Origin of the sequence: Actinospica durhamensis (assembly GCF_018139695.1) — a bacterium.
Lineage (GTDB): Bacteria > Actinomycetota > Actinomycetes > Streptomycetales > Catenulisporaceae > Actinospica > Actinospica durhamensis.
In genome coordinates, this window is sequence record NZ_JAGSOG010000021.1 from 15,782 (window position 1) to 42,537 (window position 26,756).

Genomic DNA, 26,756 nt, shown 5'->3' on the forward strand with positions numbered 1-26,756 from the left:
CACGGGTATCGTCGCGAGCAGGTCGATGCCAAGGGATTCGCCGGAAGGCGGGCCCCGCGAGGAGACGGTAGACCCGGATCCCGCCCTCGCGGCGGATCCGGGTCGTGCCGCGCTGCACCAGGAGCGCCGCGTCGGTGAGAGGTCTGCGATGAGGATCCGAGACGAGTTCCCCTACGGCGTCATCCACGACGACGTGCGGATCCCGCTCCGGGACGGCACCCGGCTCTACGCCCGGATCTGGCGGCCCGTCACCGAAGAGCCGGTGCCGGCCCTGCTCGAATACCTGCCGTACCGGCTGACCGACTCGACCGCGGAGCGCGACGCGCAACGCCATCCCTGGTACGCCGGGCAGGGCTACGCCTCGGTGCGGGTGGATCTGCGCGGGTCCGGCAACTCCGACGGGACGATGACGGACGAATACTCGGAGCAGGAGATCGCCGACGGGGTCGCCGTCGTCGAATGGCTGGCCGGGCAGCCGTGGTGCAACGGGCGGGTCGGGATGTTCGGCATCTCCTGGGGCGGCTTCAACGCCTTGCAGGTGGCCGCGCGGGCGCCCGAGCCGCTGAAGGCGATCGTGACCGTCTGCTCGACCGATGACCGCTACGACAACGACGTGCACTACGTCGGCGGCGCCGTGCTCGGCGTGGACATGCACGCCTGGGCCGCGACGATGCTCGCGTACACGGCCCGGCCGCCGGATCCGCGCTACGCCGGGGCGAGCTGGCGGGAACAGTGGCTCGCGCGGCTGGCCGGGACCGAGCCGTTCATCCACACCTGGCTCTCCCATCCGTTGCGCGACGCGTACTGGCGCCACGGCAGCGTGGCCGAGGACTACGGCTCGATCAAGGCGGCGGTGCTCGCGGTCGGCGGTTGGCACGATCCGTACCGCGACACGGTGCTGCGCCTCGTCGAGCGGCTCGACGAGCTCGGCACGCCGGTACGCGGGCTGATCGGGCCGTGGTCACACCAGTATCCGGATCGCGAGTATCCGCCAGGGCCCGCGATCGGATTCCTGCAGGAGACCCTGCGCTGGTGGGACCGCTGGCTGCGCGACGAGGAGACCGGGGTGCTCGAGGAGCCGCTGCTGCGCAGCTGGATCTGCGAGTCGGTGCCGCCGGCCACCACCTACACCGAGCAGCCGGGCCGCTGGGTCGGGGACGAATCCTGGCCCTCCGAGCAGATCGTCCCGGCCGAGATCGCGTTCGCCCAGGCCCAGCAGTCGGCCGAGCCGTGGCTGCTGCCGGTCAGTTCGCCGCAGCACACCGGCCTCGACGCTGGCCGCTTCTTCCCGATCGGCAACCGCGCCGACCTGCCGCCGGACCAGCGCGAGGAGGACGGACGCTCGGTCTGCTTCGACACCGCGCCGCTGCTCGGCCGGGTGGAAATCCTCGGCCGCGGCCTGATCCGGCTGCGGTTGCGCTGCGAGGCGTCCAACGCCCACGTCATCGCCCGGCTGTGCGACGTCGCCGAGAACGGCTCCTCCACCCTCGTCACCCGCGGCGTGCTCAACCTGGCCAGCCGCGAGGGCCGGGAGAAAGCCGTGCCCTGGATCCCCGGGGAGACACGGGACGTCGAGTTCGAACTCAACGCCGCGGGCTACGCGTTCCCGGCCGGCCACCGCATCCGCGTCGCGCTGTCCTCGGCCTACTGGCCCTGGATCTGGCCGGACGACGAGGGCGCCGGCTTCGAGGTCGAGGCCGCCGACAGCGCGCTGATCCTGCCGGTGCGCGACCCGATCCCGGACGTGGCCCGCAAGAAGGTCGTGTTCGCCGAACCGGAACAGGCAGAGCCGCTCGAGGTCGAACTCGTCGACGGCCGGCGCAGCCGCCCGGAACGCACCGTGCTCAGAGACGTCGCGGCCGGAACCTGGATGCTCGATGTCGACCCCGCCTACGGCGCCGCCTCCCGCCGCTACCCCGACGGCCTGCAGTACACCGAGATCGCGCGCGACCGCTACTGGATCACCCAGGACGACCCGCTCTCCGCCCGCGCCCGTTCCGACTGGAGCATCCGCCTACAGCGCGAAGAGCTGCCCTGGGACGCGCGCGTCGTCACCCGCTCCGAGACCAGCTGCACCGCGTCCGCGTTCATCGTGGAGAACATCGTGCGCTGTTATGACGCGGACGAACTGGTCTTCGAACGGACCTGGATCGAGGAGATCCCCCGCGGTCCTCAGCCGCATGAGACGAAGCCGCATGAAACGCAGTCACACGAGTCGTAGTCACACGAGTCGTAGTCACGCGAGTCGCGGTCACACGCGTCGCGGTCACACGAGGGCTGACTGGGGTTGTGAGAACGCGCCGTAAGAGACGGGCTGTGAGAACGCGCGTAAGAGACGGCCGTAAGAACGAGCCGTAAGAACGAGCCGTAAGAACGAGCCGTGAGAACGGACCGCCACGAGGCCGCCGGACGGTTGGACACCATTGTCCTCGGCGGCCTTGTGGCCCATTGCCTGTAGCTTTCCCGGTGCGCACACACCGCGCGGTGCATTTCCTCTGCCTGACGTGGGCGTCGTCCTCGTCGCCACCGTCGACCGCTGCCGTGCGTGGTGCTCGGTTCATCCGGATCGCGGTACCTGTCGGTACGTCCGGGTCGTGCTGCCTCTCGGTCCCTGTCGGGTCCCTCTCGGCGCCTTCGACGCGTTCGGATCTCGTGGTCCGTCTGCGCCGGTCCTGCTGGTCACGTGCCCGTTTTCGGTGCACGGGCCGGTGCTGCCCGGTACTCGATCGGTGTGCCCGGCGTGTTCCCACGGTGCCGGCCTACCGCACTCGGCTCGGCTCTCGTGTGATTCCTCGCGCCGTTCGCGCGATGTCCCGCCGTGTGCCGCGACCGTCCCCGATTCGCCCGCCCGATCCCCGACCCGCCCTGCTCACTGCCGGTTATCGCTTCGTCGCTGTCAGGCGGAGCGCTGGACGGCTTCGGACAGGCGGGCCGCGGCGTCCAGGACGGCTTCGGCGTGGAGCTTGCCGGGGTAACGGCTCAGACGCTCGACGGGGCCGGAGATGGAGACCGCGGCGATGACGCGGTTGTTGGGGCCGCGGACCGGGGCGGAGACGGAGGCGACGCCCATTTCGCGTTCGGCGACGGACTGGGCCCAGCCCCTGCGGCGCACACCGGCCAGGGTGGTGGCGGTGAAGCGCGCGCCCTGCAGGCCGCGGTGCAGGCGGTCGGGTTCTTCCCACGCCAGCAGCACCTGCGCGCCGGAGCCGGCCGCCATCGGCAGCGCGACGCCCACGGGCACGGTGTCGCGCAGGCCGGTCAGGCGCTCGGCCGCGGCGACGCACACGCGCATCTCGCCTTGGCGGCGGTAGAGCTGCGCGGATTCGCCCGAGACGTCGCGGAGGTTGGCGAGTACCGGGCCGGCCGCGGCCAGCAGGCGGTCCTCGCCCGCGGCGACCGCGAGTTCGGACAGTCGGGGGCCGAGAACGAACCGGCCCTGTATGTCTCGCGAGACGAGACGGTGGTGTTCCAGGGCCACGGCCAACCGGTGCGCGGTCGGCCGGGCCAGGCCGGTAGCGGAGACGAGGCTCGCCAAGGTGGCGGGGCCCGCCTCAAGAGCGGAAAGGACGGCGGCGGCCTTGTCGAGCACGCCGACGCCACTGGATGCGGTGTCCATGGGCCGATACTGTCATCTCATTGCCTGAGACACAAGTGCATTGCCTAGTGAGACGGTGCCAGGCTGGCGGTACCCGGATCCACAACCTGGCGCCGATCCGCCTCTTGGTACTGGATCACATCCCCAGTGGCAACGAACCACGAACTGGAGAAATCCGCGATGACAGCCACACATGCAGCGCCGGTGCAGCCGCTGACGCTGGCCGAGAAGATCTGGGAGGCGCACGTGGTGCGCCGCGCCGCGGGCGAGCCCGATCTGCTCTACATCGACATGCATTTCATCCACGAGGTGACCAGCGCCCAGGCCTTCGACGGACTGCGCCTGGCCGGCCGTCCGGTGCGCCGGCCGGACCTGACCATCGCCACCGAGGACCACAACACCCCGACCCTCGAGATCGACAAGCCGATCGCCGACCCGGTCTCGCGTGTTCAGATCGAGACGCTGCGCAACAACTGCGCCGAGTTCGGCGTCCGGCTGCACTCGCTCGGCGACGCGAACCAGGGCGTGGTGCACGTGATCGGCCCGCAGTTGGGCCTGACCCAGCCGGGCATGACGATCGTCTGCGGCGACTCGCACACCTCCACCCACGGCGCGTTCGGCGCGATGGCCTTCGGCATCGGCACCAGCGAGGTCGAGCACGTGCTGGCCACCCAGACGCTGCCGCTCAAGCCCTTCAAGACCATGGCGGTGAACGTCACCGGTTCGCTGCGCCCGGGCGTGAGCGCCAAGGACGTCATCCTGGCGGTGATCGCGCAGATCGGCACCGGCGGCGGTCAGGGCTACGTGATCGAATACCGCGGCCAGGCCATCCGGGAGCTGTCCATGGAGGGCCGGATGACCGTGTGCAACATGTCCATCGAGGCCGGCGCCCGGGCCGGGCTGATCGCTCCGGACGACACTACGTACGCTTATCTCAAGGATCGTGCCCACGCGCCGCAGGGTTCGGACTGGGACGACGCGCTGGCCTACTGGTCCACGCTGCGCACCGACGAGGGCGCGTCCTTCGACACCGAGATCACCATCGACGCGGACGCGCTGACCCCGTTCGTGACCTGGGGCACCAACCCCGGACAGGGCTCCCCGCTGGGCGATTCGGTACCGGACCCGGCCGCGGTCGAGGACGCCGGGCAGCGCGCCGAACTGCAGCGCGCCCTGGACTACATGGGCCTGACCCCGGGTCTGCCGCTGCGCGAGATCAGCGTGGACACGGTCTTCCTGGGCTCGTGCACCAACGGCCGGCTCGAGGACCTGCGCGCCGCGGCCGAGGTTCTCAAGGGCCGCAAGGTCGCCGAGGGCGTGCGGATGCTGGTGGTGCCGGGTTCGGCGCGGGTGCGCCTTGAGGCCGAGGCCGAGGGCCTGGACACGGTCTTCAAGGAGGCCGGGGCGGAATGGCGCTTCGCCGGCTGCTCGATGTGTCTGGGCATGAACCCGGACCAGCTGGCTCCGGGCGAGCGCTCGGCCTCGACCTCGAACCGCAATTTCGAGGGACGGCAGGGCAAGGGCGGACGCACCCACCTGGTCTCCCCGCTCGTCGCCGCCGCCACCGCCGTGACCGGCAAGCTGGCCGCCCCGTCCGATCTGCTGGAGGTCTGAGACATCATGGAGAAGTTCGTCAGCCACACCGGCACGGCCGTTCCGCTGCGCCGCTCCAACGTGGACACCGACCAGATCATCCCGGCGGTCTACCTCAAGCGGGTCACCCGCAGCGGCTTCGAGGACGGGCTGTTCGCGGCCTGGCGCGCCGACGCCGACTTCATCCTCAACCGGCCGGAGCGGGCCGGGGCGAGCGTGCTGATCGCAGGCCCCGACTTCGGTACCGGCTCCTCCCGCGAGCACGCGGTGTGGGCGCTGCAGAACTACGGCTTCAAGACCGTGATCTCGGCCCGCTTCGCCGACATCTTCCGCGGCAACTCGCTCAAGGGCGGGCTGCTGACGGTGGTGCTGCCGCAGGAGACGGTCGAGCAGCTGTGGGCGGCCACGGAGGCCGACCCGGCCACGACCGTCACGGTGGACCTCGATGCGCGCGAGGTGCGCTGCGGGGATCTGGTGGCTCCCTTCGAGATCGACGACTACACCCGCTGGCGGCTGATGGAAGGGCTGGATGACATCGGCCTGACCCTGCGCAACGTTTCCGCGGTGGACGAGTTCGAGACGCACCGCCCGTCCTTCAAGCCGGTCACGCTGCCCGCGTAGCCACACCGCTTCACCCGCGCGACACGCGCATCACCCGCGAACGCGCCGGATCGGCCCGCAACACGCCGATTCGGCGCGTTCGCGTCTGTGGCCCACAATGGAGTCATGGGCACGGCGGCGGATGAGGACTCCGAGTCCTTCGACGACGCCGAACTGGCCGAGCTTTCCGGCTATGCACGCCTGGCCCAACGCTTGAAAGAGGCGCACGAAGCCTTGCGCGCCATGGATATGGAAGTGCCCGAACGCGCCGATTTCGTCCGGCGCCTGCTCGTCATCACGGCCGCCTCGCGGCATGATCGGACCGACGCGCTGCGTCGTCTTGACCGGTTTCTCGACGCACTGGTATTGCGACACAAGGGTGATTAGAGCCTTTGGTGTTTGATTCGTGCGATTCAGGGGCCTACGGTGCGGAAAGGAAATCACCGCAAGTGTGGCGCAAACGGTGCGCCGCACCTACCCCCGAGGGGCGCATCGTGAACAAGGCACAGCTGATCGACGCCGTCGCCATGAAGCTGGACATCTCCCGTCGGTCGGCAGGTGACACCGTCGACGCCGTGCTCGAAGGCATCACCGGCGCGATCATCTCCGGCGACAAGGTGTCGCTGACCGGCTTCGGCACGTTCGAGACCACGCGTCGCGCGGCCCGCACCGCCCGCAACCCGCGCACCGGCGAGTCGGTGGACGTGCCGGCCGCCACGGTGCCGAAGTTCCGTCCCGGCCAGGCGCTCAAGGACGAGGTGAACGCGACCACCGGCCGTCGCCGCGGCGCCGCGAAGAAGTCGGCCGCGAAGAAGACCGCGACCAAGAAGGCCACCGCCAAGAAGGCCACCGCGACCATGGCGGCGAAGAAGACCACGGCGAAGAAGGCCACCGCGACCGCCACCAAGGCCGCCGCGACGAAGGCCGCGGCGAAGAAGACGGTGGCGAAGAAGGCGCCGGCCGCCAAGAAGACCGCCGTCAAGGCCACCGCGCGTCCGATGACCAAGAAGACCGTGGCCAAGGCCCCGGCCACCAAGACCGCGGCGAAGAAGACCGTGGCCAAGAAGGCGACCGCGAAGAAGGCCACCGCCAAGAAGGCCACCGCGCGCAAGCGCTGAGACGCACCACTCGGGGAGTAGAACGCGCACGTCCCCTCGACCGCCAGGCGCCGGCGGTCGGGGGGACGTCGGCTTTTTCCGGCCGCGCCGAGGACGCCGCAGAACGCCGCACAACGCCGTCAGGACGCCGAGAAGCGCCGAGAGCGCCCGCGTGCCGCGGCTACTGCGGCAGCGGCAGGGTGGCCAGCGTCAGGGCCGTGATCCGGCCGCCCTCGTCGGCGCGCAGGGCGACGCGCTGGCCGATCCGGGCCAGCCGCAGGCCGCCGGCGTCGAAGGCGGCGGCGTCGTAGGGCAGTTCGGTGCCGTCGTCGAGCAGCACGGTGCCGCCCCTGGTCTCCGGGTCGAAGCTCCTGACCGTTCCCTGCATCAGTCCTAGGCCAATCTCGTGCGCGGTATGGGCCCCCACGCCCCACCTTAACGCCGCCTCGAGGTCCGCGAGCGTGTCCACGTCCTGGCGCAGCGAAGGGCCGGCGTCGGACCACTCGAGGGCGCCGCTGCGGGCGTGGCCGGTGCGCGAGTCCGGGCCGAAGCGCGGGTCGAGTCCGCCGTCGAGGGCGCCGAGCAGCAGCGTGGTGCCGGTGCCCGCGGCGTCGGGGACGAAGCTGCGCCCCGGGATCGCGGCCGCGCGCGCGAGCACCTCGGCCAGGTCGGCCGGACGCAGGGCCGGAAGATCACCGGTGAGTGCTCCCACCCGCAGGTCGGGGCGTTGGCTCAGGGAACGCCCGGCACCGAAGGAGATCGCCGCGTTCAGCCGTTGCGCCGCCGACGACGACGCGTCGGAACCGGGCTCCGGGGCGATCCGGGCGCCGAGCGCGGAAAGCCGCCGTGCCGCCTCCGGATCGGCGGTGACCACCAGCACCTGCCCGACCTGCGGGGTGGCCAGGGCGGCGGTCACGCAGTCGCGCACGAAGGCCAGGGCCAGGCCGCGGCGCCGCTCGGGCGGGACGGGCGCGAGCCGGGTCTTGGCCTCGGACAGGCGCTTGACCGGAATCACCAGGGACCACACCCGACCATGATTCCATCAGCGGGCGCGGATGCGCGGCGGGGCGGGTGCTCGGCGTCGGCCGGGCGACCGGGACGTGGCCGGAACGCGACGCGCATCCGAAGATCCAACCGGGTGCGCGCGGGCGGCCGGGGTCGCCCGGAGTTCGGGGCGCCTTGGCATGAACAGAGCCGGCGCGGGAGACTAGGGTTGCGTTCGCAATAGTTCGTCGACCCACGTCGCGCCGCTTCGGCCGACCGGAAGGACCCCAGGTGGCCCGCCGCAATCCGCGTCCCGGTTTCGCGTTCAACTCCATCGCCGCGATCGTCCGGCCGATCATGGCGGTCCTGTGCAAGCGGGACTGGCGCGGCAAGGAGAACCTGCCCGAGACGGGCGGGGCGCTGATCGTGGCCAACCACTACTCGTTCTTCGACCCGATCTCGCTCGGGCACTTCGTGGTGGCCAACGGGCGTACGCCGCGGTTCACCGCCAAGGCCGGGGTGTTCAAGAACCCGGTGCTCGGACGGCTGTTCAAGGCCGCGGGGCAGATCCCGGTGCAGCGCGACTCGCGCGACGCGGTCAAGGCACTGCTCGCGGCGCAGGACGCGGTCAAGAACGGGGAGACGGTGGTCTTCTACCCCGAGGGCACCATGACGAAGGACCCTGACCTGTGGCCGATGGAGGGGCGCACCGGCGCGGCCCGGATCGCGCTGCGCACCGGTGTGCCGGTGATCCCGGTGGCCCAGTGGGGTGCCCAGGAGGTGTTCGCGCCCTACTCGACCAAGCCGCAGTTCTTCCCGCGCAAGACCCTCAAGGTGGTCGCTGGGCCCGCGCTCGACCTGAGCCGCTGGGCCGGGCGTACCAGGGACCGGATCGCGGAGCAGGAGGTGACCGACTACATCATGGACGAGATCACCAAGCTGCTCGAGGGACTGCGCGGCGAGAAGGCCCCGGCCGTGCGCTACCAGCCGCCGCGCTCGCTCGACTCCGCCGCGGCCGCCGCGCCCGCCGAGACCACCCCCGCGCCCGCCGTGCCCGCCGTGCCCGCCGAGTCCGTGCCCGCCGAGGAGACCGTGCCCGCAGAGACCGCGCCCGGCACCTCCGCGGAGGCTGCCGAATGACGCGGGCCGCGGTCTTCGGTTCGGGCAACTGGGGCACGGCCTTCGGCATGGTCCTCGCCGACGCGGGCACCGAGGTGACCCTGTGGGGCCGCCGCGCGGACCTGGCCGAAGCGATCAACGTGAATCGGGAGAATCCGGACTATCTGCCCGGGATCACCTTGCCGGACGGGCTGAGCGCGACCACCGACCCGGCCACGGCGCTCGAGGGCGCCGACTTCGCGCTGCTCGCGGTGCCCTCGCAGACGCTGCGGGCCAACCTCTCCGGCTGGGCCGCCCAGGCCGACTCGCACACCGTCTTCGTCTCGCTGATGAAGGGCGTGGAGCTCGGCACCTGCATGCGGATGAGCGAGGTCATCGCCGAGTGCACCGGGGCGGGCCCGGACCGGATCGCGGTGATCTCCGGACCCAACCTGGCGCACGAGATCGCGCGCCGGATGCCCGCCGGCACGGTGGTGGCCAGCGCCGAGCAGGCCACCGCGGAGCGGCTGCAGAAGGCCTGTCACACCCCGTACGTCCGGCCGTACACCAGCAACGACGTGATCGGCTGTGAGCTCGGCGGGGCGGTCAAGAACGTCATCGGCCTGGCCGCGGGCATGGCCGACGGCATGGGCCTTGGCGACAACGCGAAGAGCACCCTGATCACCCGGGGCCTGGCCGAGACCACCCGCCTCGGTGTGGCCGTGGGCGCCGACCCGTACACCTTCGCCGGCCTGGCCGGCCTCGGCGACGTGGTGGCCACCTGCGGCTCCTCGCTCTCGCGCAACCACATGTTCGGCGTGCACCTCGGCCGCGGGCTGAGCGTCACCCAGGCCAGCGAGTTGGTGCGGGAGACGGCCGAGGGCGTGAAGTCCTGCGAGTCGGTGCTCGAACTGGCGGAGCGTCACGGAGTGGACATGCCGATCGCACGCGCCGTAGTGGGTGTGGTCCATGACGGTCATTCACCCAAGGAGATGCTCGCAACGCTGATGGCGAGGTCCGCGAAGTCCGAGGCCTTGTACTAGGGTCTTGGGGTTATGAGCGACCCGATTGCCGTCTCCGCCCAATCCGCATCCGATGTCAAGGTGCGTGTCGCCGTCGTGTTCGGCGGCCGCTCCAGTGAACACGCCATCTCCTGCGTCACCGCCGGCAGCGTGCTGAAGGTCCTTGATCCGCAGCGGTACGAGGTGGTGCCGGTCGGCATCTCCACCGACGGCCGCTGGGTGCTCGCCGACGGGATCAGCGAGCAGCTCGCGATCACGGACGGCTCGCTGCCGCCGCGCCTGGACGAGACCAGCGGCGCGCTGGTGACGATGGCGCCGGACCCCACCGCGCGCGAGCTGACCGTGCACGAGCCTGGCGCGGTGCCCAAGGTGCTCGGCGACGTACACGTGGTGCTGCCGCTGCTGCACGGCCCGTACGGCGAGGACGGCACGCTGCAGGGGCTGCTGGAACTGGCCGGGATCCCGTACGTGGGCTCGGGCGTGCTCTCCTCGGCCGTGTCCATGGACAAGGACGTGATGAAGCGGCTGCTCGCGGCCTCCGGCCTGCCGGTCGGGCCGTATGTGACGGTGCGTGCGGCGCAGTGGGACCGCGACCCGGCCGCCGTGCACGAGGCGGTCGCAGTGCTCGACTACCCGGTGTTCGTCAAGCCGGCCCGGGCGGGCTCGTCCAACGGCATCTCGAAGGTGCACGCGCCGGAGCAGCTGGCCGCGGCGATCGAGGCGGCGCGGGTGCACGACCCGAAGCTGGTGATCGAGGGCATGCTGCGGGGCCGCGAGATCGAGGTGGGCGTGCTGGCCGGCATCGACGGCGCGGCGCCCGAGGCCTCGGTGCCGGCCGAGATCAAGGTGCGCGGCGGGCACGAGTTCTACGACTTCGAGGCCAAGTACCTGGATGGGTCCACCGATGTGGACCTGCCCGCGCAGCTCGAGGAGTCACAGACGGCTGAGATCCGCCGGCTGGCCGTGGAGGCCTTCCTCGCGCTCGAGTGCGAGGGCCTGGCCCGGGTGGACTTCTTCCTGCTCGAGGACGGCCGATTCGTGGTGAACGAGATCAACACGATGCCCGGATTCACCCCCACCTCGATGTTCCCGCAGATGTGGGCGGCGACCGGGGTGGGCTACGCGGAGCTGGTGGACCGGCTGCTGAGCGAGGCGCTGGCGCGTCCGGCCGGGCTGCGCTGAGCACGGGTACGAACACGGGTACGAACACGACGGGCCCGTTCCGACCAGGTCGGAGCGGGCCCGCGGTATGCCGGAGGGCGGGGCGGGGCGGCGTCTCTAGAGCGGAGAGACGTCCGCGCCGGTGCGGCCGTCGTTGCGGGTGGTGCCGGCGATGACGGCGGCGGACAGGTCGGTGGGGGCGTCCATGGTGGGCGCGCCGGTCGAGGCCAGGTAGTAGGACTTGGGCACGAACAGCTCGATGTAGACAGAACGCTGAATCGCGACGAAGGCGTAGCCGTCCGATTCGGGGACCGGCAGCCAGGCGACGCCGTCGGCGTAGACGGCCTGGGCGTCGGCGTCGTAGTCCTTGGAGCCGGAGACCAGGACGGTCGGCTCGCCGATCCCGCAGGTGAGCACGATCGGGCTGGAGCCCCAGGCGGCGGTGAGCGGCGAACTGGGGGAGGTGCTGACGCGCTTTTTCCCGTCCACGGTCTCGGGCAGGTGGTGCTGCAGGGAGGTGCAGGCGGCCTGAGTCTGGGCGTCCACCTTCGGCGGGGTCACCGCGACCGCGGTGTCCGCCCCGAGCAGCAGCCACGCCACTGCTCCGCCGACGCAGGCGACGACCACTCCCGCGGTGGGAAGAAGGACCCTGAGTCTATTCATCCGAGGTTGACCACCGGGCAGGTGAGCGTCCGGGTGATGCCCTCGATGACCTGGATCCGGGCCACGATCAGCTTGCCCAGCTCGTCCATGGTCTCGGCTTCTGTACGCACGATCACATCATAGGGACCGGTCACGTCCTCGGCGGACAGTACCCCCGGCAGTTCGGTGATCTGACCGGCCACCGCGGCGGCGCGACCGACTTCGGTCTGTACGAGGATGTAGGCCTGAACCACGATGGAGCCCTCCATTTGGACTACTACTTATAGTCAATGAGAACTAGGCGATGGCGAAACGTTACCGGCCCGACCCAGGGGCGCCGCAAGGGGGTTCCCGCGAGTTCCACACCGGAGAGTGGATCCTGGCGCTACGGCTGGTCATGGTGCCCTCTCCCGGGGGAGGTTGCGTGTGGTTCCCGGCGATACGGCGGGTCCTGGGCGCCCTCTACAGTGGAGGCGTGAGCGACACGCAGGATCCGGATGCCGCCGGTGATTCCACATTAGGCCAGATCGGTGAGTTCGGCCTGATCGCGCGGGTGGCCCGGCGGGCCGAGCAGGGGCCGGCGGTGCTGCTCGGACCCGGCGACGACGCCGCGCTGATCGCCGCGGCCGACCGCCGCGTGGTCGCCAGCACCGACCTGCTGGTGGAGGGCCGCCACTTCCGCCGCGACTGGTCCAGCGCGTACCAGGTCGGACGCAAGGCGGCGGCGCAGAACCTGGCCGACATAGCCGCCATGGGCGGCGTCGGCACCGCCCTGCTGGTGGGTCTGGCCGCCCCGGCCGACCTTCCGCTCAGCTGGGCCCGCGACCTCGCCGCGGGGCTCGCGGACGAGTCCGCGCTGGTGGGTGCCTCGGTGGCCGGGGGCGACACCGTCCAGGCGCAGATCCTGCTGCTCGCCGTGACCGCCCTCGGCGACCTCGAGGGCCGCGCCCCGGTGCTGCGCTCCGGCGCCCGCCCGGGAGACGTGGTGGCTGTGGCCGGGGAGCTGGGCTGGAGCGTGTGCGGGTACGAGCTGCTGCTGCGCGGCCTCGACGGCCCCAAGCTCGCCCTGGCCCGCCACCGCAGCCCGCAGCCGCCCTACGCGCAGGGACCGGCCGCCGCCCGGGCGGGCGCGACGGCGATGCTGGACGTGAGCGACGGCCTGCTCGCCGACCTCGGCCACATCGCCGAGGAGAGCCGCGTCGCGCTCGACCTGGACCCCGAGGCCTTCCCGATCGACCGTCGGCTGCGCGAAACCGCCGTGCAACTCGGTCTCGACCCGCTCGCCTGGGTGCTGACCGGCGGCGAGGACCACGCGCTGGCCGCGACCTTCCCGCCCGGCGCCGCCCTGCCGCCCGACTGGATCGCGGTCGGCCGGGTGCACGAGCGCGCCGGCGAGGACGCCCCGCTGGTCACCGTGGCCGGACGGGCCTGGGCCGGGGCCCAGGGCTGGGACCACTTCTCGTGACGGTGCCGTCGCCGTCCTCGTCACCGTCATCGCGGCCCGCACCGCCCCGACCCAGGGTGCTGACGATCGCGGGCTCGGACTCCGGCGGCGGCGCGGGCATCCAGGCGGATCTGAAAACCCTTCAGTCCCTCGGCGCGCACGGGATGAGCGCGATCACGCTCGTGACGGCGCAGAACTCGCACGGTGTCCAGGGCTCCTGGCCGCTGCCGCCGGAGGCGGTCGAGGCACAGTTCCGCGCCTGCGTGGAGGACATCGGCGTGGACGCGGTCAAGACCGGAGCGCTCGGCGACGAGGCGACCGTGCGGCTCGTCGCCCGACTGCTGCGGACCCTGGACGAGCGCGTCCCGGTCGTGGTGGACCCGGTCGCGCTCTCCAAGCACGGCGACACCCTGCTCTCCGGCCGGGCCCGCGCGGCGCTGCTGGCGGAACTGCTGCCGCGCACCAGCGTCTTTACCCCGAACCTGGACGAGGCGGCCTGGCTGCTCGGCCACCGCGTCCCCGACCGCGCCGCCATGCGCGCAGCCGCCCGCGAGTTGCTCGCCCACGGCCCTGACTGGGTCCTGCTCAAGGGCGGCCACCTCGCCGACGACGCCGCGGCCGACCTGCTCACCGACGGCGAATCCGAGCACTGGTTCGTCGCCGAACGCATCCCGAACCGGCACACCCACGGCACCGGCTGTACCTACGCCAGCGCCGTCGCGGCCAGGCTCGGCGCCGGGCTCCCGGTCCCCGAGTCCGTGGCCGCGGCCAAGGCGTACGTCACCGAGGCCATCGCCCTGGGGTACCCGCTCGGTTCCGGCATCGGTCCGGTCGGGCACCCCGTGGCGCTCTAGCAAGAGCAAGAGCAAGAGCAAGAGCAAGGGCAGTGGCTCACTTCGAGCCCTCGACCAGTTCCGCCGACCAGGTCGAGGGGTCCTTTCCGTGCACGACGAGGTCGTGTTGCAGCGCGGTCATACCGCCGGGCAGATGTGCGGCCAACCCGCTCTGCGCGACGCCGCTCATGTTCACGTCCTGGAGGCATACCTGCCAGCCGGAGACTGTGTCGCAGACTGTTGCGTAGCCGCCGTTGTCCGGGTTCTGGCCCGCCGGATAGACGGAGACGTCGACTTGGCCCATGTACTCGCCGGTGCCGAACGTCAGCGGGAACTGCAAGCTGTAGCCGTTCCGATCGCCGTCGGCCGACTGCGTGATCGCCACCTGCCCGACCTGCATCCGCGCAGCCGCGGGCACGCCCCTGATCTGCAGCGGTGAGGCCAGACCGGCCTGGCCCACTTCCGCCGTGTCCGCCACGTGTTCCAGCGTCGACTGCACCGTCGCCGAGTCGAGGTCGGTGCCGGAGACCGAGGCCCAGGTGCCCGAGGGCGTCTGCCAGATCAGCTCGGTGGTGCCCCCGTCGTCGATGACGCCCTGATGGAGCGTGAACCAGTAGGCCTTGCCGCCGTTCACCTCCGGCGCGGGGATCTGATAGCCGCTTTGCGCCGAGCCGCCCCGGGTCCCGTCGATCTCGTTGCTCGGGCAGCCCGGCGGCAGCGCCGCGTGCTGGCCGGGCACCTCGGCCGCGTAGGCGTAGACGGACAGGTAGATGTTCACGTCCGCGTCCGAGGCGGAAACGGCCGAGACGATGTAGGGGTCGCTGGTGGTGACGTCGAGCCCATCGGTGTCGGCGAAGTTCGTCACCGACTCGCTGACCTGGGAGACCTCGTCCGAGGGCAGCCAGCCGAACTCGGCGGGCACCTCGACGCGGTAGTCGGTGCCGCTCGGCGTGCCGGCTGCGCCGCGCAGGGTGGGACAGGTGCCCGCGCCGCTGCTGCTCCGGGAGTTCGAGGTGGCGGGCGCCGAGGTGGGCAGTGCGGTGTCGTGCAGATGCCCGGGCAGCAGGACCGCGGCCGCCGCCACGACCCCGACCGTGGCCACGCCGGTCAGGCTGCGGGCGATATGGCGGCGCCGGCGCAACCGGAATCCGTCCTGGGCGGCCCGGGTGATGTCCATCCGGCTCGGCGGCGCGGTGTCCAGGATGAGCCGGCGCAGGGCGTCGGCCGGATCGCGGTGCTCCTGGTGGTTCATGCGCGCGAGCTCCTCGTCGTCTCCGGCCCAGTCGGGGAAGAAGTCGTTCACGCCGACACCCCGCCCTCGAGCAGCACGCGCAGTGAGGCCAGGCCACGGGAGGTGTTGGATTTCACGGTGCCCTGGGAGCAGCCGAGTTCCACCGCGGTCTGCTCCACGGTCAGATCGCAGTAGAAGCGCAGTACCAGGGTGGCGTGCTGGCGCGGAGGCAGGGCGGCCAGTGCGTCGCGCACGTCGAGCGAGGCGTCCAGATCGGGCATTTCGGCCGCGACGTCCTCGGCGGCCTGCTCGGACGAGACGATGCGCTTCCACCAGGGACGGCGCGTCTCGGAAAGGAAGGTGTTGACGAGGATGGTGCGCAGGTAGCCGTCAAGGTTCTCGACCTTCCTGGCCCGCGGCCAGTGCGCGTAGAGCTTCGTCATCGCGGTCTGCGCCAGGTCGTCGGCCTGGTCCCAGTCCTGGCAGAGCAGATAGGCCACGCGGCGCAGCCAGAGCGCGTGCGCGGCCATGTACTCGACGAAGTCCCCGTCAGGTATGTGTGGCGCCATCGGGATCCTGTCCGTGCGGTGATGTGGTCACCGCTACTAACCCGGGTGGGTAGCGCCGGGTTGCATACGGATCAGGCCGGACTGAAGGGGCGTCAGGGACGAACGAGAGTAGACGAGAACGCGTCGAAGGGCGGTCTCACGCGTGATGCGGGGACCGCCCTTCGGAAACGCTCTGCGCCGCTTCCGGTCAGCCGAAACCTCAGCGGGTGATCTTGCCGGCCTTCAGGCACTTGGTGCAGACGTTCTGCCGCTTCGGCGTGCCGTTCGGCAGCGTCGTGCGGATGTTCTGGATGTTCGGGTTGAAGCGGCGCTTCGTACGGCGGTGCGAGTGCGACACGTTCATGCCGAAACCCGGACCCTTGCCGCAGACGTCACAGTTGGCAGCCACGGGAGACACTCCAAAAGACCGTTGTTACAGGTGGACTCGCGCCCAGGCGTGTTCCGGGCAACCTGGTCAGGGTAACTCAGAAATCCGCTCCGGTGCCAATCCGCCCTGGAGCACCTAAGGTGTTGGGCTGACAATCGATTCTGCCGCCACGGTCGGCGGGAGAGGAAATCCCGCCTGAGGAAGGGCGCCCCGTGCTCGAAGCCGTCGACGGATCCTCGGTGCGTACCTGGGCTCGGGCCTGCCTGGCCGCGCTCGGCCGGGCGCGCGAGGAGATCGACGCGCTCAACGTCTTCCCGGTGCCCGACGGCGACACCGGCACCAACCTCTACCTGACCTTCGACGCCGCCTGCGAACGCCTGGACGAACTCGAGCGCGCGGGCGACGCGGGTTCCGCCGGTGCGGCCGCGGCCCTGGGCGCGCTGGCGGACGGGGCGCTGGAGGCGGCGCACGGCAACTCCGGCGCGATCCTGGCCCAGCTGCTGCGCGGGCTGGCCGAGGAACTGGCCGCCACGGCCCGGTCCGGCGGCTTCGTCGACCCGGGCGTGCTGGCCGCCGCGCTGGCCAGGGCGGACGTCTCGGCCAGGGCCGCGGTCTCGCGGCCGGTGGAGGGCACCATGCTCTCGGTCGTGCGGGCCGCGGCCGTGGCGGCGGGGGAGTCGGTGCGCCGCAGCGCCGACGCGGGCGCCGCGCCCCCCGCGTTCGCGGCCGTGGCCGAGGCCGCCCGCCAGGCCGCGGCCACCGCGCTGCGCGAGACCCAGCACCAGCTCGCCGTGCTGGCCGCCGCGGGCGTGGTCGACGCCGGCGGCCGCGGCGTGTGCGTGTTCCTCGACGTACTCGCGGCGCTGGTCGGCGGGTACGACCCGCGCCGGGTCGAGTCCCTGGGCGCGGCCGCCGCCCGCCGCTCGCTGCTGCGCCCGGTCCGGGTGCCGGCGCCCTCCGCGTCGCGCGGCGCCGTGGTGCGCACCGAGTCCGCCGCCGGAGCGGATCCGGGCCTCGAACTCGTCTTCCTCATCGATACCGAGTCCATCGAGCCGCTGCGGGCCGAGCTCGAACGCATCTGCGCGGCCGACGGCGGCGACTCCCTGGTGATCGCGGGCGGCGCCGGGCGCTACCGCGTACACATCCACCTGCACCAGCCGGGACCGGCGATCGAGGCCGCGCTCGACCACGGCCGCCCGCGCGACCTGCGGGTGACCGCGCTGGCCGAGTGCGTGGACCACGGCGGCACCGTGCGCGCCACCCCGCGCACCGGCCGGGTGGTGCTGGCCGCGGCCGACGGGCCGGGCCTTGCCGCGCTGTTCACCGAGGTCGGCGCGGTCCCGCTGGCCGGTCCGGACGGGCGTCCGCCGACCAGCGCGCAGCTGAGCCGGGCCGTGCTGGACGCGGACGTGCGCGAGGTGGTCATCGTCACCGCCGACCGGGACGGGCTGGCCGGTGCCTTCGCCGCGGCCGACCAGGCCGAACGCGACCTGCCCGGGGTACGGGTCGCGGTCATCCCGGGCAAGGCGGCGGTGCAGGCGGTGGCCGCCCTCGCGGTGCACGAGCCGGGCCGGCGCTTCGACGCCGACGTGGTCGCGATGACCGCCGCGGCCGGCGCCACCCGCTACGGCGCGCTGCGGCTGGCCGAGGACGAGGCCTGGACCATGGCCGGGGTGGCCTGCGCCGGGGACGTGCTCGGCTTCATCGAGGACGACGTCGCGGTCATCGCCGAGAGCGTGCTGGAGGCCGCGCTTGGCGTGGTGGACCGGATGGTGTCGGCGGGTGGTGAGATGGTGACGTTGGTGACCGGCGCGGATCTCGGGCTGCCCACGGCGGCGCTGGTGGACGCGGTCACCACCCGAGTGCTCGCCCGCCGGCCGGAGATGGACGTGGTGGCTTACGCGGGCGGCCAGGCCGGCTGGCTGCTGCTGATCGGGGTCGAGTAGCCGGCGGTACGGGGAGCGGCGTCGCGGGAGCGCGGTGGCGGGCCGTCGCGGCGCGGGAACACGTCGCGGCACGGAGCGAAGGGAAGCGGATGAGCGTCGCGGAAACCGGGGCCGCGGACCCCCTCGACCACCCCCTCGTCGAGGTGCTGGGCGACCGCACCGCGAAGGTGCTGGCCAAGGAGCTGGGCCTGCGCACCTTCGGCGACCTGCTGCGGTACTACCCCCGGCGCTACTACGAGCGCGGCGATTTCTCCGATCTGACCCGGCTTCAGCCGGACGAGGAGATCACCGTGCAGGCCGAGGTGGCGAAGGTGACCAAGCACCCCGGGCCCGGGCGCAGGCCGCCGCGGGTCGAGGTGGAGATCACCGACGGCAAGGGCACGCTGCAGCTGACGTTCTTTCACAGCTGGCTCGCCGAAAGGGAACTGCGCCCCGGCACCTCGGGCCTTTTCGCCGGCAAGGTCGGCAGCTTCCGCGGCCGCCCGCAGATCGTGCACCCGGAGTACCACCTCTACGACGAGGACGAGGACGGGAGCAAGGCGGCGGAGGAGTTCGCCAAGCCGAGGCCCGTCTATCCGGCCACCGCGAAGCTGCGCACCTGGACCATCCAACGCTGCGTGCGCGTCGTGCTCGACTCCCTGCCGGAGCTCGAGGACCCGCTGCCCGCCGAGGTGCGCCGGCGCTTCAACCTGCTGGACCTGCGTACCGCGCTGCTGCGGGTGCACCGTCCCGACGACCTCGCCGAGACGCTCGTGGCCAAGGAGCGGCTGAAGTGGGACGAGGCCCTGCCGCTGCAGGTGGTCCTGGCCCAGCGGCGGCTCGCGTCGCAGGCCGAGGCGGCCACCGCGCGCGAACCGCGGGCCGGGGGACTGCTGGAACGCTTCGACGAGCGGCTGCCGTTCACCCTCACCGCCGGACAGCGCACCGTGTGCACCGAGATCGAGCGGGACCTGGCCCGGCCGCACCCGATGCACCGGCTGCTGCAGGGCGAGGTCGGATCCGGCAAGACGGTCGTGGCGCTGCGGGCGATGCTCACCGTCGTCGACAGCGGCGGCCAGGCCGTGCTGCTCGCGCCGACCGAGGTGCTCGCGCAGCAGCACCACCGTTCGATCACGCAGATGCTCGGTCCGCTCGCGCGCCCCGGCCAGCTCGACGGCGACCCGGAGGGCACCAAGGTCGCGCTGCTCACCGGTTCTCAGGGTGCGAAGGAGCGCCGGGCCAACCTGCTCGACGCGGCCTGTGGCGACGCCGGGATCGTGGTCGGCACGCACGCGGTCATCCAGGAGCACGTGCAGTTCCAGGAACTCGGCCTGGTGGTCGTGGACGAGCAGCACCGCTTCGGCGTCGAGCAGCGCGACGCCCTGCGGGCCAAGGGATCCGTGCCGCCGCACCTGCTGGTGATGACCGCGACGCCGATCCCGCGCACCGTGGCCATGACCGTCTTCGGCGATCTGGAGACCTCCGTCCTGGCCGAGCTGCCCGGCGGCCGCGCGCCGATCCAGACGCACGTGGTGCCCGCCCTGGAGAAGCCGAACTTCTTCACCCGCGCCTGGGAGCGGATCAGGGAGGAGGTCGCCAAGGGGCATCAGGCTTATGTCGTGTGTCCCCGGATCGGCGGCGAGGCGGGGGACGAGGCGGACTCGGACGGGAGCGACGCCCCGGAGACCGAGCCCATCGAGGCCGAGTCCGAGCGGCGCCCCCCGCTGGCGGTCGTCGACGTCGCGGCCGAGCTCGAGGCCGGCGCGCTGGCCGGTCTGCGCATCGGCGTGCTGCACGGCCGGCTCACCCCTGCGGAGAAGGACGAGGTCATGTCCGCATTCACCGAGGGGTCGCTGGACGTGCTGGTGGCCACCACCGTCGTCGAGGTCGGCGTGAACGTGCCGAACGCGAGCGTCATGGTCATCCTGGACGCCGACCGCTTCGGCGTCTCCCAGCTGCACCAGCTGCGCGGCCGGGTGGGCCGGGGCAGCGCGCCGGGCCTGTGTCTGCTGGTCACCGAGGCCTACGCGGACACGCCCGCGCGCGAACGGCTCGACGCCGTGGCGGGCACGCTCGACGGCTTCGAGCTCTCCCGGATCGACCTGGAACAGCGCCGCGAGGGCGACGTGCTCGGCGCGGCCCAGTCCGGCCGCCGCAGTTCGCTGCGGCTGCTCTCGGTGCTGCGCGACGAGGAGCTGATCGGCCTGGCCAGGCAGGCCGCGACCGAGCTCGTCGCCCAGGACGCGCCGCTCGAGCGCCACCCGGGGCTGCGTGCCGCGGTGGACGCGTTGCAGCACTCTGATCGGGCCGGGTTCCTGGCCATGACCTGATCCGTCGCGGCAGGCCGGAGGCAGGTCTGGAGGCAGGTCGGGGGGCCGGTCGGGCTGTGACGCGGGATACCTTGCCGCGGCGCCGTACCCACCCTAAGGTTCGGCGGGTGACCGACACCCTGGGCGGATCCGAGCCGGATCCCGATTTCGAGGCGCAGTTCGCGCAGCTGGTGCGCGAGGTGCAGCAGGGACGCCCCGCCGCCGTGCACGAACCCTCGGCCCGGGCGCGGATGCTGCAGAACCGGTGGCGCGAGGAACCGCCGCCGACCACCCCGTGGCGCGGCGAGCACCCCACCGTCGGCGATGCCACGGTCCGCGGGCGCGCCCGCGGACCCGCACCGACCCCGCTCGCGCCGCGCACCCGCCCCGGATTCGGCCGGCCGCGGGCCTGGTCCCGGCCGCGCCGCGGCGACTACGGGCGGGGCCGCCAGGGCGCCCGCGCCTGGGTGCGCAAGGCCCTGATCGCGGTGATCGTCGGCGCGGTGGTGTTCGCCGTGATCGAGACCGTCGTGCAGGACCACACCCGCGCCGCGGCGGCCGGGGCCGAGCGCGGGCGGATCGGCGCCCGGTTCAGCGCAGGGTCAGCTTGAGCACGCGGCCGCCCGCCTGCCAGGCCTGACGCAGGTCCGCCGGAACCGGCCCGCCGTCCGCGTCCAGGGTGATCTTGTTGAACTTGGCGAAGTTCTTGTTGTGCCGGCAGATCACGTCGTAGAGCGCCACCACGCCCGTCTCGTCCCGCACCACCTCGACGTCGGCGGTGCGGCGCCTGCCCTTGTAGCGCACCTCGAGCGGCTCGCCGGTGCGCAGGTTCTTGGACCAGCCGAACGGAGTGCCGACCAGCAGCACCCCCTCGTACGGCGTGTAGGCCACCGGCACGTCGTAGTGCCGGCCGCTCTTGCGCCCGACCACGTAGAGCGTGATCAGGTACTTGCCGATGCCGGCCGAGACCCCCGGCGTGGCCAGCAGCCCGCGCATCACGCGGTTGACGGCGCGCTGGTAGGCCATGGTCTGCGGCGGTTGCGGGGCCGAGGCCCCGGGAGCCGGAGAAGTCTCAGTACTCATAGTTTCGACGCTAGACCCGCCCCGTGCGGCACGCAACGGAAACGGGCACTTGCCCGCAGATCCCCAGCAATCGCACAGCTCGCGCACAGGCTCCGCGCAGCCGCCGCCGCGTGCCGCCCGCCCCGCCGCGCTTTGTAGACTGGGCCGATGACCAGGATCATCGCAGGCCAGGCCCGGGGCCGGCGGCTCGCCGTGCCGCCGGGCAACGGCACCCGGCCGACCTCGGACCGGGCCAGGGAGGGGCTGTTCTCGGCCCTGGACTCGCTGCTGCACGGCCTCGGCGGGCTGCGCGTGATCGACGGCTACGCCGGCTCCGGCGCGGTGGGCATCGAGGCGCTCTCCCGCGGCGCCGCGGCCGCGCTGCTGATCGAGTCCGACCGCCGCGCCGCCGACGTGATGCGCGCCAACCTGCGCACGCTCGGGCTGCCCGGCGGCCGGGTGCTGGCCGAGCGGGTGGAGCGGGTGGCCGCGCAGCCCTGCCCCGACGCGCCGTACGGCCTGCTTTTCCTCGACCCGCCCTACGCGCTCGAGACGGAGGTGCTGTCCGCGCAGATCGAGGACTTCGCCGAGCACGGCTGGCTCGGCCCGGACGCGGTGGTCTGCGTGGAGCGGGCGAGCCGCGACCCGGAGTGGATCTGGCCGGAGGGCTTCGATTCACTCCGGGTCAGGGCTTACGGCGAGGGCACGCTCTGGTACGGTCACCGCCGTGAGCAGTGACGCTACGAGCCTCGAGGCCACACCGGTGCGCCGGGCGGTCTGTCCCGGATCCTTCGACCCGGTGACCAACGGCCACCTTGACATCATCACCCGTATGACCGGCCTCTTCGACGAAGTCGTGGTGGCGATCGGCAAGAACGCGGGCAAGAAGGGCCTGTTCGCCTACGACGAGCGGGTGCGCATGATCCGCGACGTGACGGCGCATCTGCCGAACGTCACCGTCGAGGTGGTCGACGGCCTGCTGGTGGACTTCTGCGCCGAGCGCGGGATCAAGGCCATCGTCAAGGGGCTGCGGGCGGTGGGCGACTTCGACTACGAACTTCAGATGTCGCAGATGAACCACCGGCTGGCCGGCATCGAGACCCTGTTCGTGGCCACCAACCCGCTCTACAGCTTTCTGTCCTCCTCGCTGATCAAGGAAGTCTGCGCGCTCGGCGGCGACGTCTCCGGCCTGCTGCCCGAGCCGGTGCTCGAGCAGTTGGTCGAACGCCTGCGCAAGTAGCCGACAACCCGTCGACTCCCCGGCGGCGGCGCGCGCCGCCGCCGCGAACGGGCTGAGCGGACTTTCCGGACAAAGCTCGCAGTTGCCTCAGCACTCTCCGTCCGCCGCCCGGTTCGGGGTACCGTGGTCGGGCGCTGCCGAGCCGGCGGCGCCTAGGTGACGCAGGGAGTTGGAGTCCGTTGGACGTCAACGCGAAGATCGACGAGCTCATCGAGATCGTGGAGGGTGCGCGTGCGATGCCGATGTCGGCGTCGTGCGTCATCAACCGCGCGCAGGTGCTCGACCTGCTCGACGAGCTCAAGCGCGGAATGCCGGAGGAGATGGACAGGGCCCGCCGGGTCCTGGACGACCGCGAGTCCGTTCTGGCCGAAGGCCGTCGCGAGGCCGAACGCCTGATCGAGCGCACCCGCGGGGAGCGCGACTCCATCATCAACAACACCGACATCTCCCGGGAGGCCCGCGGAGCGGCCTCGCGCATCCTGGACGATGCCCGCCGCGACGCCGATTCCATTCGGGCCGAGGCGGACGAGTACGTCGACCAGAAGCTGGCCAACTTCGAGGTGGTGCTCACCAAGACGCTCCAGGCCGTCGGGCGCGGCCGCGACAAGATGCGCGGCAACAACCCGATGGAGGAACTCGGCCGGCACGTCGAGGAGCAGGACCTGGTCCAGGCCGAGCGCAAGCGGTCCAGGGACTTCTCCGGCACCGGCGAGATGCCCCAGGTGCGCGAGGGCTACGACAACCGCTTCGAGGGCAACGACTTCGAGGGCAACGAGTTCGAGGCCGCGGGCTTCGAGGGCGCCGCCCAGTTCGAGACCGAGCGCTTCGAGGAAGGCGGCTTCGAGACCACCGGGGAGTTCACCCGCATCGCCTTCGAGGAGGCCGAGCGTCCCTACGAGCCGCACCCGCACGCCGGGTACGAGGAGCAGGGCTACGCCCAGGCGCCGCAGCAGCCCTACTACGCCGAGGCCCAGGGCTACGACAGCGGTGCGTACGAGCAGCCTGGATACGAACAGCCCGGATACGAGCAGCCCGCATATGAGCAGCCCGGATACGACCAGGGCGCGGTCCAGGGCTACGGCACCGGGGAGTTCCCCACCGATGCCCCGTACGGCCAGGACGCCTACGGCCAGCCCGCCGCGTACGGTGCCCCGGCCGCTTACGGCCACCCCGGCCAGCAGCAGGGCCCCGGTCCGGAGTACCCGGCGGAGGAGACCTCGTACTTCGACACCGGCCTGATCGACGTACGGCAGTTCCAACAGCAGCAGCAGTACCGGTGATCCGGTACCGCCACTGATACACGCTGCGCGACCGCGCGGGCGCCCACGGTGATCATCTCGCCGTCGGTGCCCGCGTGTTCGTTTCCCGGCGGAGCGCCCCCGTGCGGCGGGTAGACTGGAGGCATGCCTCCCGTAGCCAAACCGAAGCGTCCCGACGTGCGTTCGCCCTACGTCTTCGACGTGCGCGAGTTCGGCCGGCGGCCCGGCGCGATGCGCCAGTTCGACCGTGACCTGCCCGCGGAGACGATGCTCGGGGGCGGTTCCACCCTCGACGGCCTCTACACCTCCGAGGGCGCCGACCTGCTGCTCGACCTGCGGCTCGAGTCCGTGGTGGAGGGCGTGCTGGCCACCGGGCGGGTCTCCGGCTCGCTGGTCGGCGAGTGCGTGCGCTGCCTCGACCCGGTCGAGGTCGAGGTGGACGCCGACTTCCAGGAGCTGTTCTACTACGACCCGCAGGAGCTGACCGCCGAGGAGCGCGAGGAGGCCCTGGCCGTGGTCGAGGAGCTCCTCGACGTCGAGTCCCTCGTGCGTGACGCGGTCATGCTCGAACTGCCGCTCCAGCCGCTGTGCGAGCCGGACTGCCCGGGGCTGTGCCCCGAGTGCGGTGTGCCGTTGGCCGAGGATCCGGACCACCACCACGACGCGGTGGACCCCCGCTGGGCCGCCCTGAGCGGACTCGGCGCCGAGCACGGCGAATAGGCCGTCACCTCGGGCGAACCCGAGCCCGGGGGCCGCGGTTCGAAACACCCGCCGACTTCCGGTAAAGTCGTCGGGTACGACCGAATGACCTTTGCAGTAACTGACCAGGAGTTTGAGCCGTGGCCGTTCCGAAGCGCAAGAAGTCCCGCAGCCGTACCCGTACGCGCCGCGCCCAGTGGAAGGCCGCCCCGCTGACCCTGGTCGCCTGTGACCGCTGCCAGGAGACCAAGCGTCCGCACACCGTCTGCCAGAACTGCGGCACCTACGACAAGCGTCAGGTGCTGGCCGTCTAAGGCCCCGGCCCGACGGAAGACGGTCGTGACCGATTCCCTCAAACCGCCCGGACTCCTGGAGCAGCGGCTCGGTCTGCCGATCGATCCGCAGCTCCTGGAGCAGGCGCTGACGCACCGATCGTTCGCCTACGAGAACGGCCACTGCCCGACCAACGAGCGGCTGGAGTTCCTCGGCGACTCGGTGCTCGGCGTCGTGGTGACCAGTACGCTCTACCACACCCATCCGGATCTGCCGGAGGGTCAGCTGGCGAAGTTCCGCTCCCACGTGGTCAGTGCCAAGGCCCTGGCCGAGGTCGGCCGGGAGCTCGAGCTCGGCGACTTCATGCGCCTGGGCAAGGGCGAGGAGGCCACCGGAGGACGGGACAAGTCCTCCATCCTGGCCGACGCCATGGAGGCGCTGCTCGGCGCGGTCTACCTCGACCACGGGCTCGACACCGTCGGAGAGCTGATCCACCGGCTCTTCGACCGGCTGATCGAGGCCTCGGCCGGCCTGGGCGCCGGCCTGGACTGGAAGACCTCGCTGCAGGAGCTGACCGCGGAGCACTCCCTCGGCGTACCCGCGTACGTGGTCGAGGAAGAAGGCCCCGAGCACGACAAGTCCTTCACCGCCCGGGTGCGCGTCGGCGAGGCCGACTACCCCAGCGGCCAGGGACGGTCGAAGAAGAACGCCGAGCAGATCGCCGCGGAGCACGCCTACCGCTCGATCCGCAAGGAGCACGGCTCCACCAAGGCCGAACCCGACGGCCGGGCCCCGTCCGCGGCCGGGTCGAACGGTGCCGGTCCTTCGTCCGCGCCCGCACCCGTGCCCGCGTCGGACGCGCTCGCCGCTCCCGAGTCCGCCACCCCCGGATCCGACGGTGCCTGAGCTACCCGAGGTCGAGGTCGTACGCCGCGGTCTCGACCGCTGGGTGGCCGGACGCACCGTCAGCCGGGTCGAGGTGCTCCATCCGAGAGCGGTGCGCCGCCACACCGCCGGGGGCGAGGACTTCGCCACCCGGCTCGCCGGCCAGCGCGTCCTGGGCGCGAGCCGCCGCGGCAAGTACCTGTGGCTCCCGCTCGACGGCGGCGACGCGCTGCTCGGCCACCTCGGCATGAGCGGCCAGCTGCTGGTCCAGCCCGCCGAGGTCCCGGACGAGACGCACCTGCGCGTGCGCGTCGAGTTCGCCGACGGCGGCCCCCAGCTGCGCTTCGTGGACCAGCGCACCTTCGGCGGACTGAGCCTCGAACCGGTCAGCGACGGCGTCCCGGTCCCGGTCGCGCACATCGCCCGCGACCCGATCGACCCCGCGTTCGACGACGCCGCCTTCATCAGGGCCCTGCGCGCCAAGCAGACCGGGATCAAGCGCGCCCTGCTGGACCAGAGCCTGATCAGCGGCATCGGCAACATCTACGCCGACGAGTCGCTCTGGCGGGCGAAGCTGCACTACGAGCGCCCGGCCGGGGAGCTCACCCGCCCCAAGGCCGTCACGCTGCTCGCCGAGGTACGCGCCGTGCTCGGCGAATCGCTGGAGCAGGGCGGCACCTCGTTCGACTCGCTCTACGTCAACGTCAACGGCGAGTCAGGGTACTTCTCCCGCGCGCTCAACGCCTACGGCCGGGCCGACCTGCCCTGCCCGCGCTGCGGCACTCCGATACGCCGCGCCGCCTTCATGAACCGCTCGAGCTACTTCTGCCCCCGCTGCCAGCGTCCGTGATGCCCCGTGACCTCCGGT

The 26,756-nt window shown here is 71.9% G+C and carries 28 protein-coding genes; 20 read left to right on the forward strand and 8 right to left on the reverse strand.

The features are described 5' to 3' along the window. Positions 1 to 148 precede the first annotated feature (148 nt). The gene (locus KDL01_RS07130) at positions 149 to 2,221 is read left to right on the forward strand and encodes a CocE/NonD family hydrolase (protein ID WP_212527551.1); all 2,073 of its coding nucleotides are present in this window, start codon (positions 149 to 151) and stop codon (positions 2,219 to 2,221) included. A 675-nt stretch (positions 2,222 to 2,896) separates the two neighbouring features. Here the strand turns inward: KDL01_RS07130 and KDL01_RS07135 are convergent. Continuing rightward, complete coding sequence (locus tag KDL01_RS07135; protein ID WP_212527552.1) at positions 2,897 to 3,616, reverse strand: IclR family transcriptional regulator; 720 nt, start codon at positions 3,614 to 3,616, stop codon at positions 2,897 to 2,899. A gap of 159 nt (positions 3,617 to 3,775) precedes the next feature. Here KDL01_RS07135 and leuC point away from each other — a divergent pair, with 159 nt between their 5' ends. From leuC to KDL01_RS45845, 4 genes are all read left to right on the forward strand, one after another. Beyond that, positions 3,776 to 5,209 carry a 3-isopropylmalate dehydratase large subunit gene (gene leuC / locus KDL01_RS07140; RefSeq protein ID WP_212527553.1) on the forward strand — a complete coding sequence of 478 codons (1,434 nt, stop codon included), beginning with the start codon at positions 3,776 to 3,778 and terminating at the stop codon, positions 5,207 to 5,209. A gap of 6 nt (positions 5,210 to 5,215) precedes the next feature. Then, positions 5,216 to 5,809: a 3-isopropylmalate dehydratase small subunit gene (gene leuD / locus KDL01_RS07145; protein ID WP_212527554.1), complete on the forward strand. Its 594-nt coding sequence runs from the start codon at positions 5,216 to 5,218 to the stop codon at positions 5,807 to 5,809. Between the two features lie 105 nt (positions 5,810 to 5,914). Continuing rightward, entirely contained in the window at positions 5,915 to 6,175 is a 261-nt protein-coding gene (locus KDL01_RS07150) for an SCO5555 family protein (protein ID WP_212527555.1), read from the forward strand. Positions 6,176 to 6,282: 107 nt separating this feature from the next. After that, on the forward strand, positions 6,283 to 6,906 hold the full coding sequence (locus KDL01_RS45845) for an HU family DNA-binding protein (protein WP_212527556.1): 624 nt from the start codon (positions 6,283 to 6,285) through the stop codon (positions 6,904 to 6,906). A 160-nt stretch (positions 6,907 to 7,066) separates the two neighbouring features. On the opposite strand, the gene cofC is transcribed toward KDL01_RS45845, so the two are convergent. Beyond that, positions 7,067 to 7,912 (reverse strand): 2-phospho-L-lactate guanylyltransferase, encoded by an 846-nt coding sequence (gene cofC / locus KDL01_RS07160; protein ID WP_212527557.1) that lies wholly within the window; start codon positions 7,910 to 7,912, stop codon positions 7,067 to 7,069. Between the two features lie 248 nt (positions 7,913 to 8,160). Between cofC and KDL01_RS07165 the strand changes: the two genes are divergently transcribed. Genes KDL01_RS07165 through KDL01_RS07175 form a run of 3 tightly spaced genes read left to right on the forward strand, consistent with a single transcriptional unit; the run spans position 8,161 to position 11,171 of the window. Beyond that, complete coding sequence (locus KDL01_RS07165; protein WP_212527558.1) at positions 8,161 to 9,009, forward strand: lysophospholipid acyltransferase family protein; 849 nt, start codon at positions 8,161 to 8,163, stop codon at positions 9,007 to 9,009. Next, positions 9,006 to 10,010, forward strand: a complete 1,005-nt coding sequence (locus KDL01_RS07170; RefSeq protein ID WP_212527559.1) for an NAD(P)H-dependent glycerol-3-phosphate dehydrogenase — start codon at positions 9,006 to 9,008, stop codon at positions 10,008 to 10,010. Before KDL01_RS07165 ends, KDL01_RS07170 begins: the two co-directional genes overlap by 4 nt. Before the next feature lie 12 nt (positions 10,011 to 10,022). Then, positions 10,023 to 11,171, forward strand: coding sequence for a D-alanine--D-alanine ligase family protein (locus KDL01_RS07175; RefSeq protein WP_212527560.1), 1,149 nt, complete (start codon positions 10,023 to 10,025; stop codon positions 11,169 to 11,171). 96 nt (positions 11,172 to 11,267) lie between these two features. Here KDL01_RS07175 and KDL01_RS07180 read toward each other — a convergent pair whose 3' ends face one another. Together KDL01_RS07180 and KDL01_RS07185 are read right to left on the reverse strand one after the other, a co-directional pair. Then, the gene (locus KDL01_RS07180) at positions 11,268 to 11,813 is read right to left on the reverse strand and encodes a DUF3515 family protein (protein ID WP_212527561.1); all 546 of its coding nucleotides are present in this window, start codon (positions 11,811 to 11,813) and stop codon (positions 11,268 to 11,270) included. Beyond that, positions 11,810 to 12,061: an Lrp/AsnC family transcriptional regulator gene (locus KDL01_RS07185; protein ID WP_246576071.1), complete on the reverse strand. Its 252-nt coding sequence runs from the start codon at positions 12,059 to 12,061 to the stop codon at positions 11,810 to 11,812. The genes KDL01_RS07180 and KDL01_RS07185 overlap by 4 nt, the downstream gene beginning before the upstream one ends. Positions 12,062 to 12,267: 206 nt before the next feature. On the opposite strand from KDL01_RS07185, the gene KDL01_RS07190 reads away from it, so the two are divergent. Together KDL01_RS07190 and thiD are read left to right on the forward strand one after the other, a co-directional pair. Continuing rightward, entirely contained in the window at positions 12,268 to 13,257 is a 990-nt protein-coding gene (locus KDL01_RS07190; protein WP_307846157.1) for a thiamine-phosphate kinase, read from the forward strand. A gap of 56 nt (positions 13,258 to 13,313) precedes the next feature. Next, a complete protein-coding gene (gene thiD / locus KDL01_RS07195) occupies positions 13,314 to 14,090 on the forward strand; it encodes a bifunctional hydroxymethylpyrimidine kinase/phosphomethylpyrimidine kinase (RefSeq protein ID WP_307846158.1) in 777 nt (258 codons plus the stop codon). 37 nt (positions 14,091 to 14,127) lie between these two features. Here the strand turns inward: thiD and KDL01_RS07200 are convergent, their stop codons facing one another. The 3 genes from KDL01_RS07200 to rpmB form a co-directional block, all read right to left on the reverse strand. After that, positions 14,128 to 15,372: a hypothetical protein gene (locus tag KDL01_RS07200; RefSeq protein ID WP_212527562.1), complete on the reverse strand. Its 1,245-nt coding sequence runs from the start codon at positions 15,370 to 15,372 to the stop codon at positions 14,128 to 14,130. Beyond that, the gene (locus tag KDL01_RS07205; RefSeq protein WP_212527563.1) at positions 15,369 to 15,869 is read right to left on the reverse strand and encodes a SigE family RNA polymerase sigma factor; all 501 of its coding nucleotides are present in this window, start codon (positions 15,867 to 15,869) and stop codon (positions 15,369 to 15,371) included. Before KDL01_RS07205 ends, KDL01_RS07200 begins: the two co-directional genes overlap by 4 nt. A 199-nt stretch (positions 15,870 to 16,068) precedes the next feature. Continuing rightward, entirely contained in the window at positions 16,069 to 16,257 is a 189-nt protein-coding gene (gene rpmB, locus KDL01_RS07210) for a 50S ribosomal protein L28 (protein WP_212527564.1), read from the reverse strand. A gap of 191 nt (positions 16,258 to 16,448) precedes the next feature. On the opposite strand from rpmB, the gene KDL01_RS07215 reads away from it, so the two are divergent. The 3 genes from KDL01_RS07215 to KDL01_RS07225 all read left to right on the forward strand — a co-directional run bounded on the left by KDL01_RS07215 (position 16,449) and on the right by KDL01_RS07225 (position 21,081). Then, positions 16,449 to 18,182: a DAK2 domain-containing protein gene (locus KDL01_RS07215; RefSeq protein ID WP_212527565.1), complete on the forward strand. Its 1,734-nt coding sequence runs from the start codon at positions 16,449 to 16,451 to the stop codon at positions 18,180 to 18,182. An 89-nt stretch (positions 18,183 to 18,271) separates the two neighbouring features. Further along, positions 18,272 to 20,491, forward strand: a complete 2,220-nt coding sequence (recG, locus tag KDL01_RS07220) for an ATP-dependent DNA helicase RecG (protein WP_212527566.1) — start codon at positions 18,272 to 18,274, stop codon at positions 20,489 to 20,491. 107 nt (positions 20,492 to 20,598) lie between these two features. Then, positions 20,599 to 21,081 (forward strand): SCO2583/SCO2584 N-terminal domain-containing protein, encoded by a 483-nt coding sequence (locus KDL01_RS07225; protein WP_212527567.1) that lies wholly within the window; start codon positions 20,599 to 20,601, stop codon positions 21,079 to 21,081. Here KDL01_RS07225 and KDL01_RS07230 read toward each other — a convergent pair. Beyond that, on the reverse strand, positions 21,062 to 21,553 hold the full coding sequence (locus tag KDL01_RS07230; protein WP_212527568.1) for a PNPOx family protein: 492 nt from the start codon (positions 21,551 to 21,553) through the stop codon (positions 21,062 to 21,064). The two genes, KDL01_RS07225 and KDL01_RS07230, sit on opposite strands and share 20 nt — an antisense overlap. A 147-nt stretch (positions 21,554 to 21,700) precedes the next feature. Between KDL01_RS07230 and rsmD the strand changes: the two genes are divergently transcribed. The 7 genes from rsmD to mutM all read left to right on the forward strand — a co-directional run bounded on the left by rsmD (position 21,701) and on the right by mutM (position 26,738). Next, positions 21,701 to 22,270 (forward strand): 16S rRNA (guanine(966)-N(2))-methyltransferase RsmD, encoded by a 570-nt coding sequence (gene rsmD / locus KDL01_RS07235; protein WP_212527569.1) that lies wholly within the window; start codon positions 21,701 to 21,703, stop codon positions 22,268 to 22,270. A gap of 25 nt (positions 22,271 to 22,295) precedes the next feature. Further along, complete coding sequence (coaD, locus tag KDL01_RS07240) at positions 22,296 to 22,772, forward strand: pantetheine-phosphate adenylyltransferase (protein WP_212527591.1); 477 nt, start codon at positions 22,296 to 22,298, stop codon at positions 22,770 to 22,772. A 179-nt stretch (positions 22,773 to 22,951) separates the two neighbouring features. Then, positions 22,952 to 24,052 carry an ATP synthase subunit B family protein gene (locus KDL01_RS07245; RefSeq protein WP_212527570.1) on the forward strand — a complete coding sequence of 367 codons (1,101 nt, stop codon included), beginning with the start codon at positions 22,952 to 22,954 and terminating at the stop codon, positions 24,050 to 24,052. A gap of 123 nt (positions 24,053 to 24,175) precedes the next feature. Next, on the forward strand, positions 24,176 to 24,751 hold the full coding sequence (locus KDL01_RS07250) for a YceD family protein (RefSeq protein ID WP_212527571.1): 576 nt from the start codon (positions 24,176 to 24,178) through the stop codon (positions 24,749 to 24,751). Between the two features lie 119 nt (positions 24,752 to 24,870). Beyond that, complete coding sequence (gene rpmF / locus KDL01_RS07255) at positions 24,871 to 25,044, forward strand: 50S ribosomal protein L32 (protein WP_212527572.1); 174 nt, start codon at positions 24,871 to 24,873, stop codon at positions 25,042 to 25,044. Positions 25,045 to 25,069: 25 nt separating this feature from the next. Further along, entirely contained in the window at positions 25,070 to 25,909 is an 840-nt protein-coding gene (gene rnc / locus KDL01_RS07260) for a ribonuclease III (protein WP_212527573.1), read from the forward strand. After that, on the forward strand, positions 25,902 to 26,738 hold the full coding sequence (gene mutM / locus KDL01_RS07265; protein ID WP_212527574.1) for a bifunctional DNA-formamidopyrimidine glycosylase/DNA-(apurinic or apyrimidinic site) lyase: 837 nt from the start codon (positions 25,902 to 25,904) through the stop codon (positions 26,736 to 26,738). Before rnc ends, mutM begins: the two co-directional genes overlap by 8 nt. Positions 26,739 to 26,756 lie beyond the last annotated feature (18 nt).

Excerpts from the sequence above, each read along its gene's own strand:
- KDL01_RS07250 (WP_212527571.1), top strand. The coding sequence starts at position 24,176 with ATGCCTCCCGTAGCCAAACCGAAGCGTCCCGACGTGCGTTCGCCCTAC.
- leuC (WP_212527553.1), top strand. The coding sequence starts at position 3,776 with ATGACAGCCACACATGCAGCGCCGGTGCAGCCGCTGACGCTGGCCGAG.
- KDL01_RS07230 (WP_212527568.1), bottom strand. The coding sequence starts at position 21,553 with ATGAGTACTGAGACTTCTCCGGCTCCCGGGGCCTCGGCCCCGCAACCG.
- KDL01_RS07150 (WP_212527555.1), top strand. The coding sequence starts at position 5,915 with ATGGGCACGGCGGCGGATGAGGACTCCGAGTCCTTCGACGACGCCGAA.
- rsmD (WP_212527569.1), top strand. The coding sequence starts at position 21,701 with ATGACCAGGATCATCGCAGGCCAGGCCCGGGGCCGGCGGCTCGCCGTG.
- leuD (WP_212527554.1), top strand. The coding sequence starts at position 5,216 with ATGGAGAAGTTCGTCAGCCACACCGGCACGGCCGTTCCGCTGCGCCGC.
- recG (WP_212527566.1), top strand. The coding sequence starts at position 18,272 with ATGAGCGTCGCGGAAACCGGGGCCGCGGACCCCCTCGACCACCCCCTC.
- KDL01_RS07205 (WP_212527563.1), bottom strand. The coding sequence starts at position 15,869 with ATGGCGCCACACATACCTGACGGGGACTTCGTCGAGTACATGGCCGCG.
- KDL01_RS07175 (WP_212527560.1), top strand. The coding sequence starts at position 10,023 with ATGAGCGACCCGATTGCCGTCTCCGCCCAATCCGCATCCGATGTCAAG.
- KDL01_RS07180 (WP_212527561.1), bottom strand. The coding sequence starts at position 11,813 with ATGAATAGACTCAGGGTCCTTCTTCCCACCGCGGGAGTGGTCGTCGCC.
- KDL01_RS07135 (WP_212527552.1), bottom strand. The coding sequence starts at position 3,616 with ATGGACACCGCATCCAGTGGCGTCGGCGTGCTCGACAAGGCCGCCGCC.
- KDL01_RS07130 (WP_212527551.1), top strand. The coding sequence starts at position 149 with ATGAGGATCCGAGACGAGTTCCCCTACGGCGTCATCCACGACGACGTG.
- KDL01_RS07185 (WP_246576071.1), bottom strand. The coding sequence starts at position 12,061 with ATGGAGGGCTCCATCGTGGTTCAGGCCTACATCCTCGTACAGACCGAA.
- KDL01_RS07170 (WP_212527559.1), top strand. The coding sequence starts at position 9,006 with ATGACGCGGGCCGCGGTCTTCGGTTCGGGCAACTGGGGCACGGCCTTC.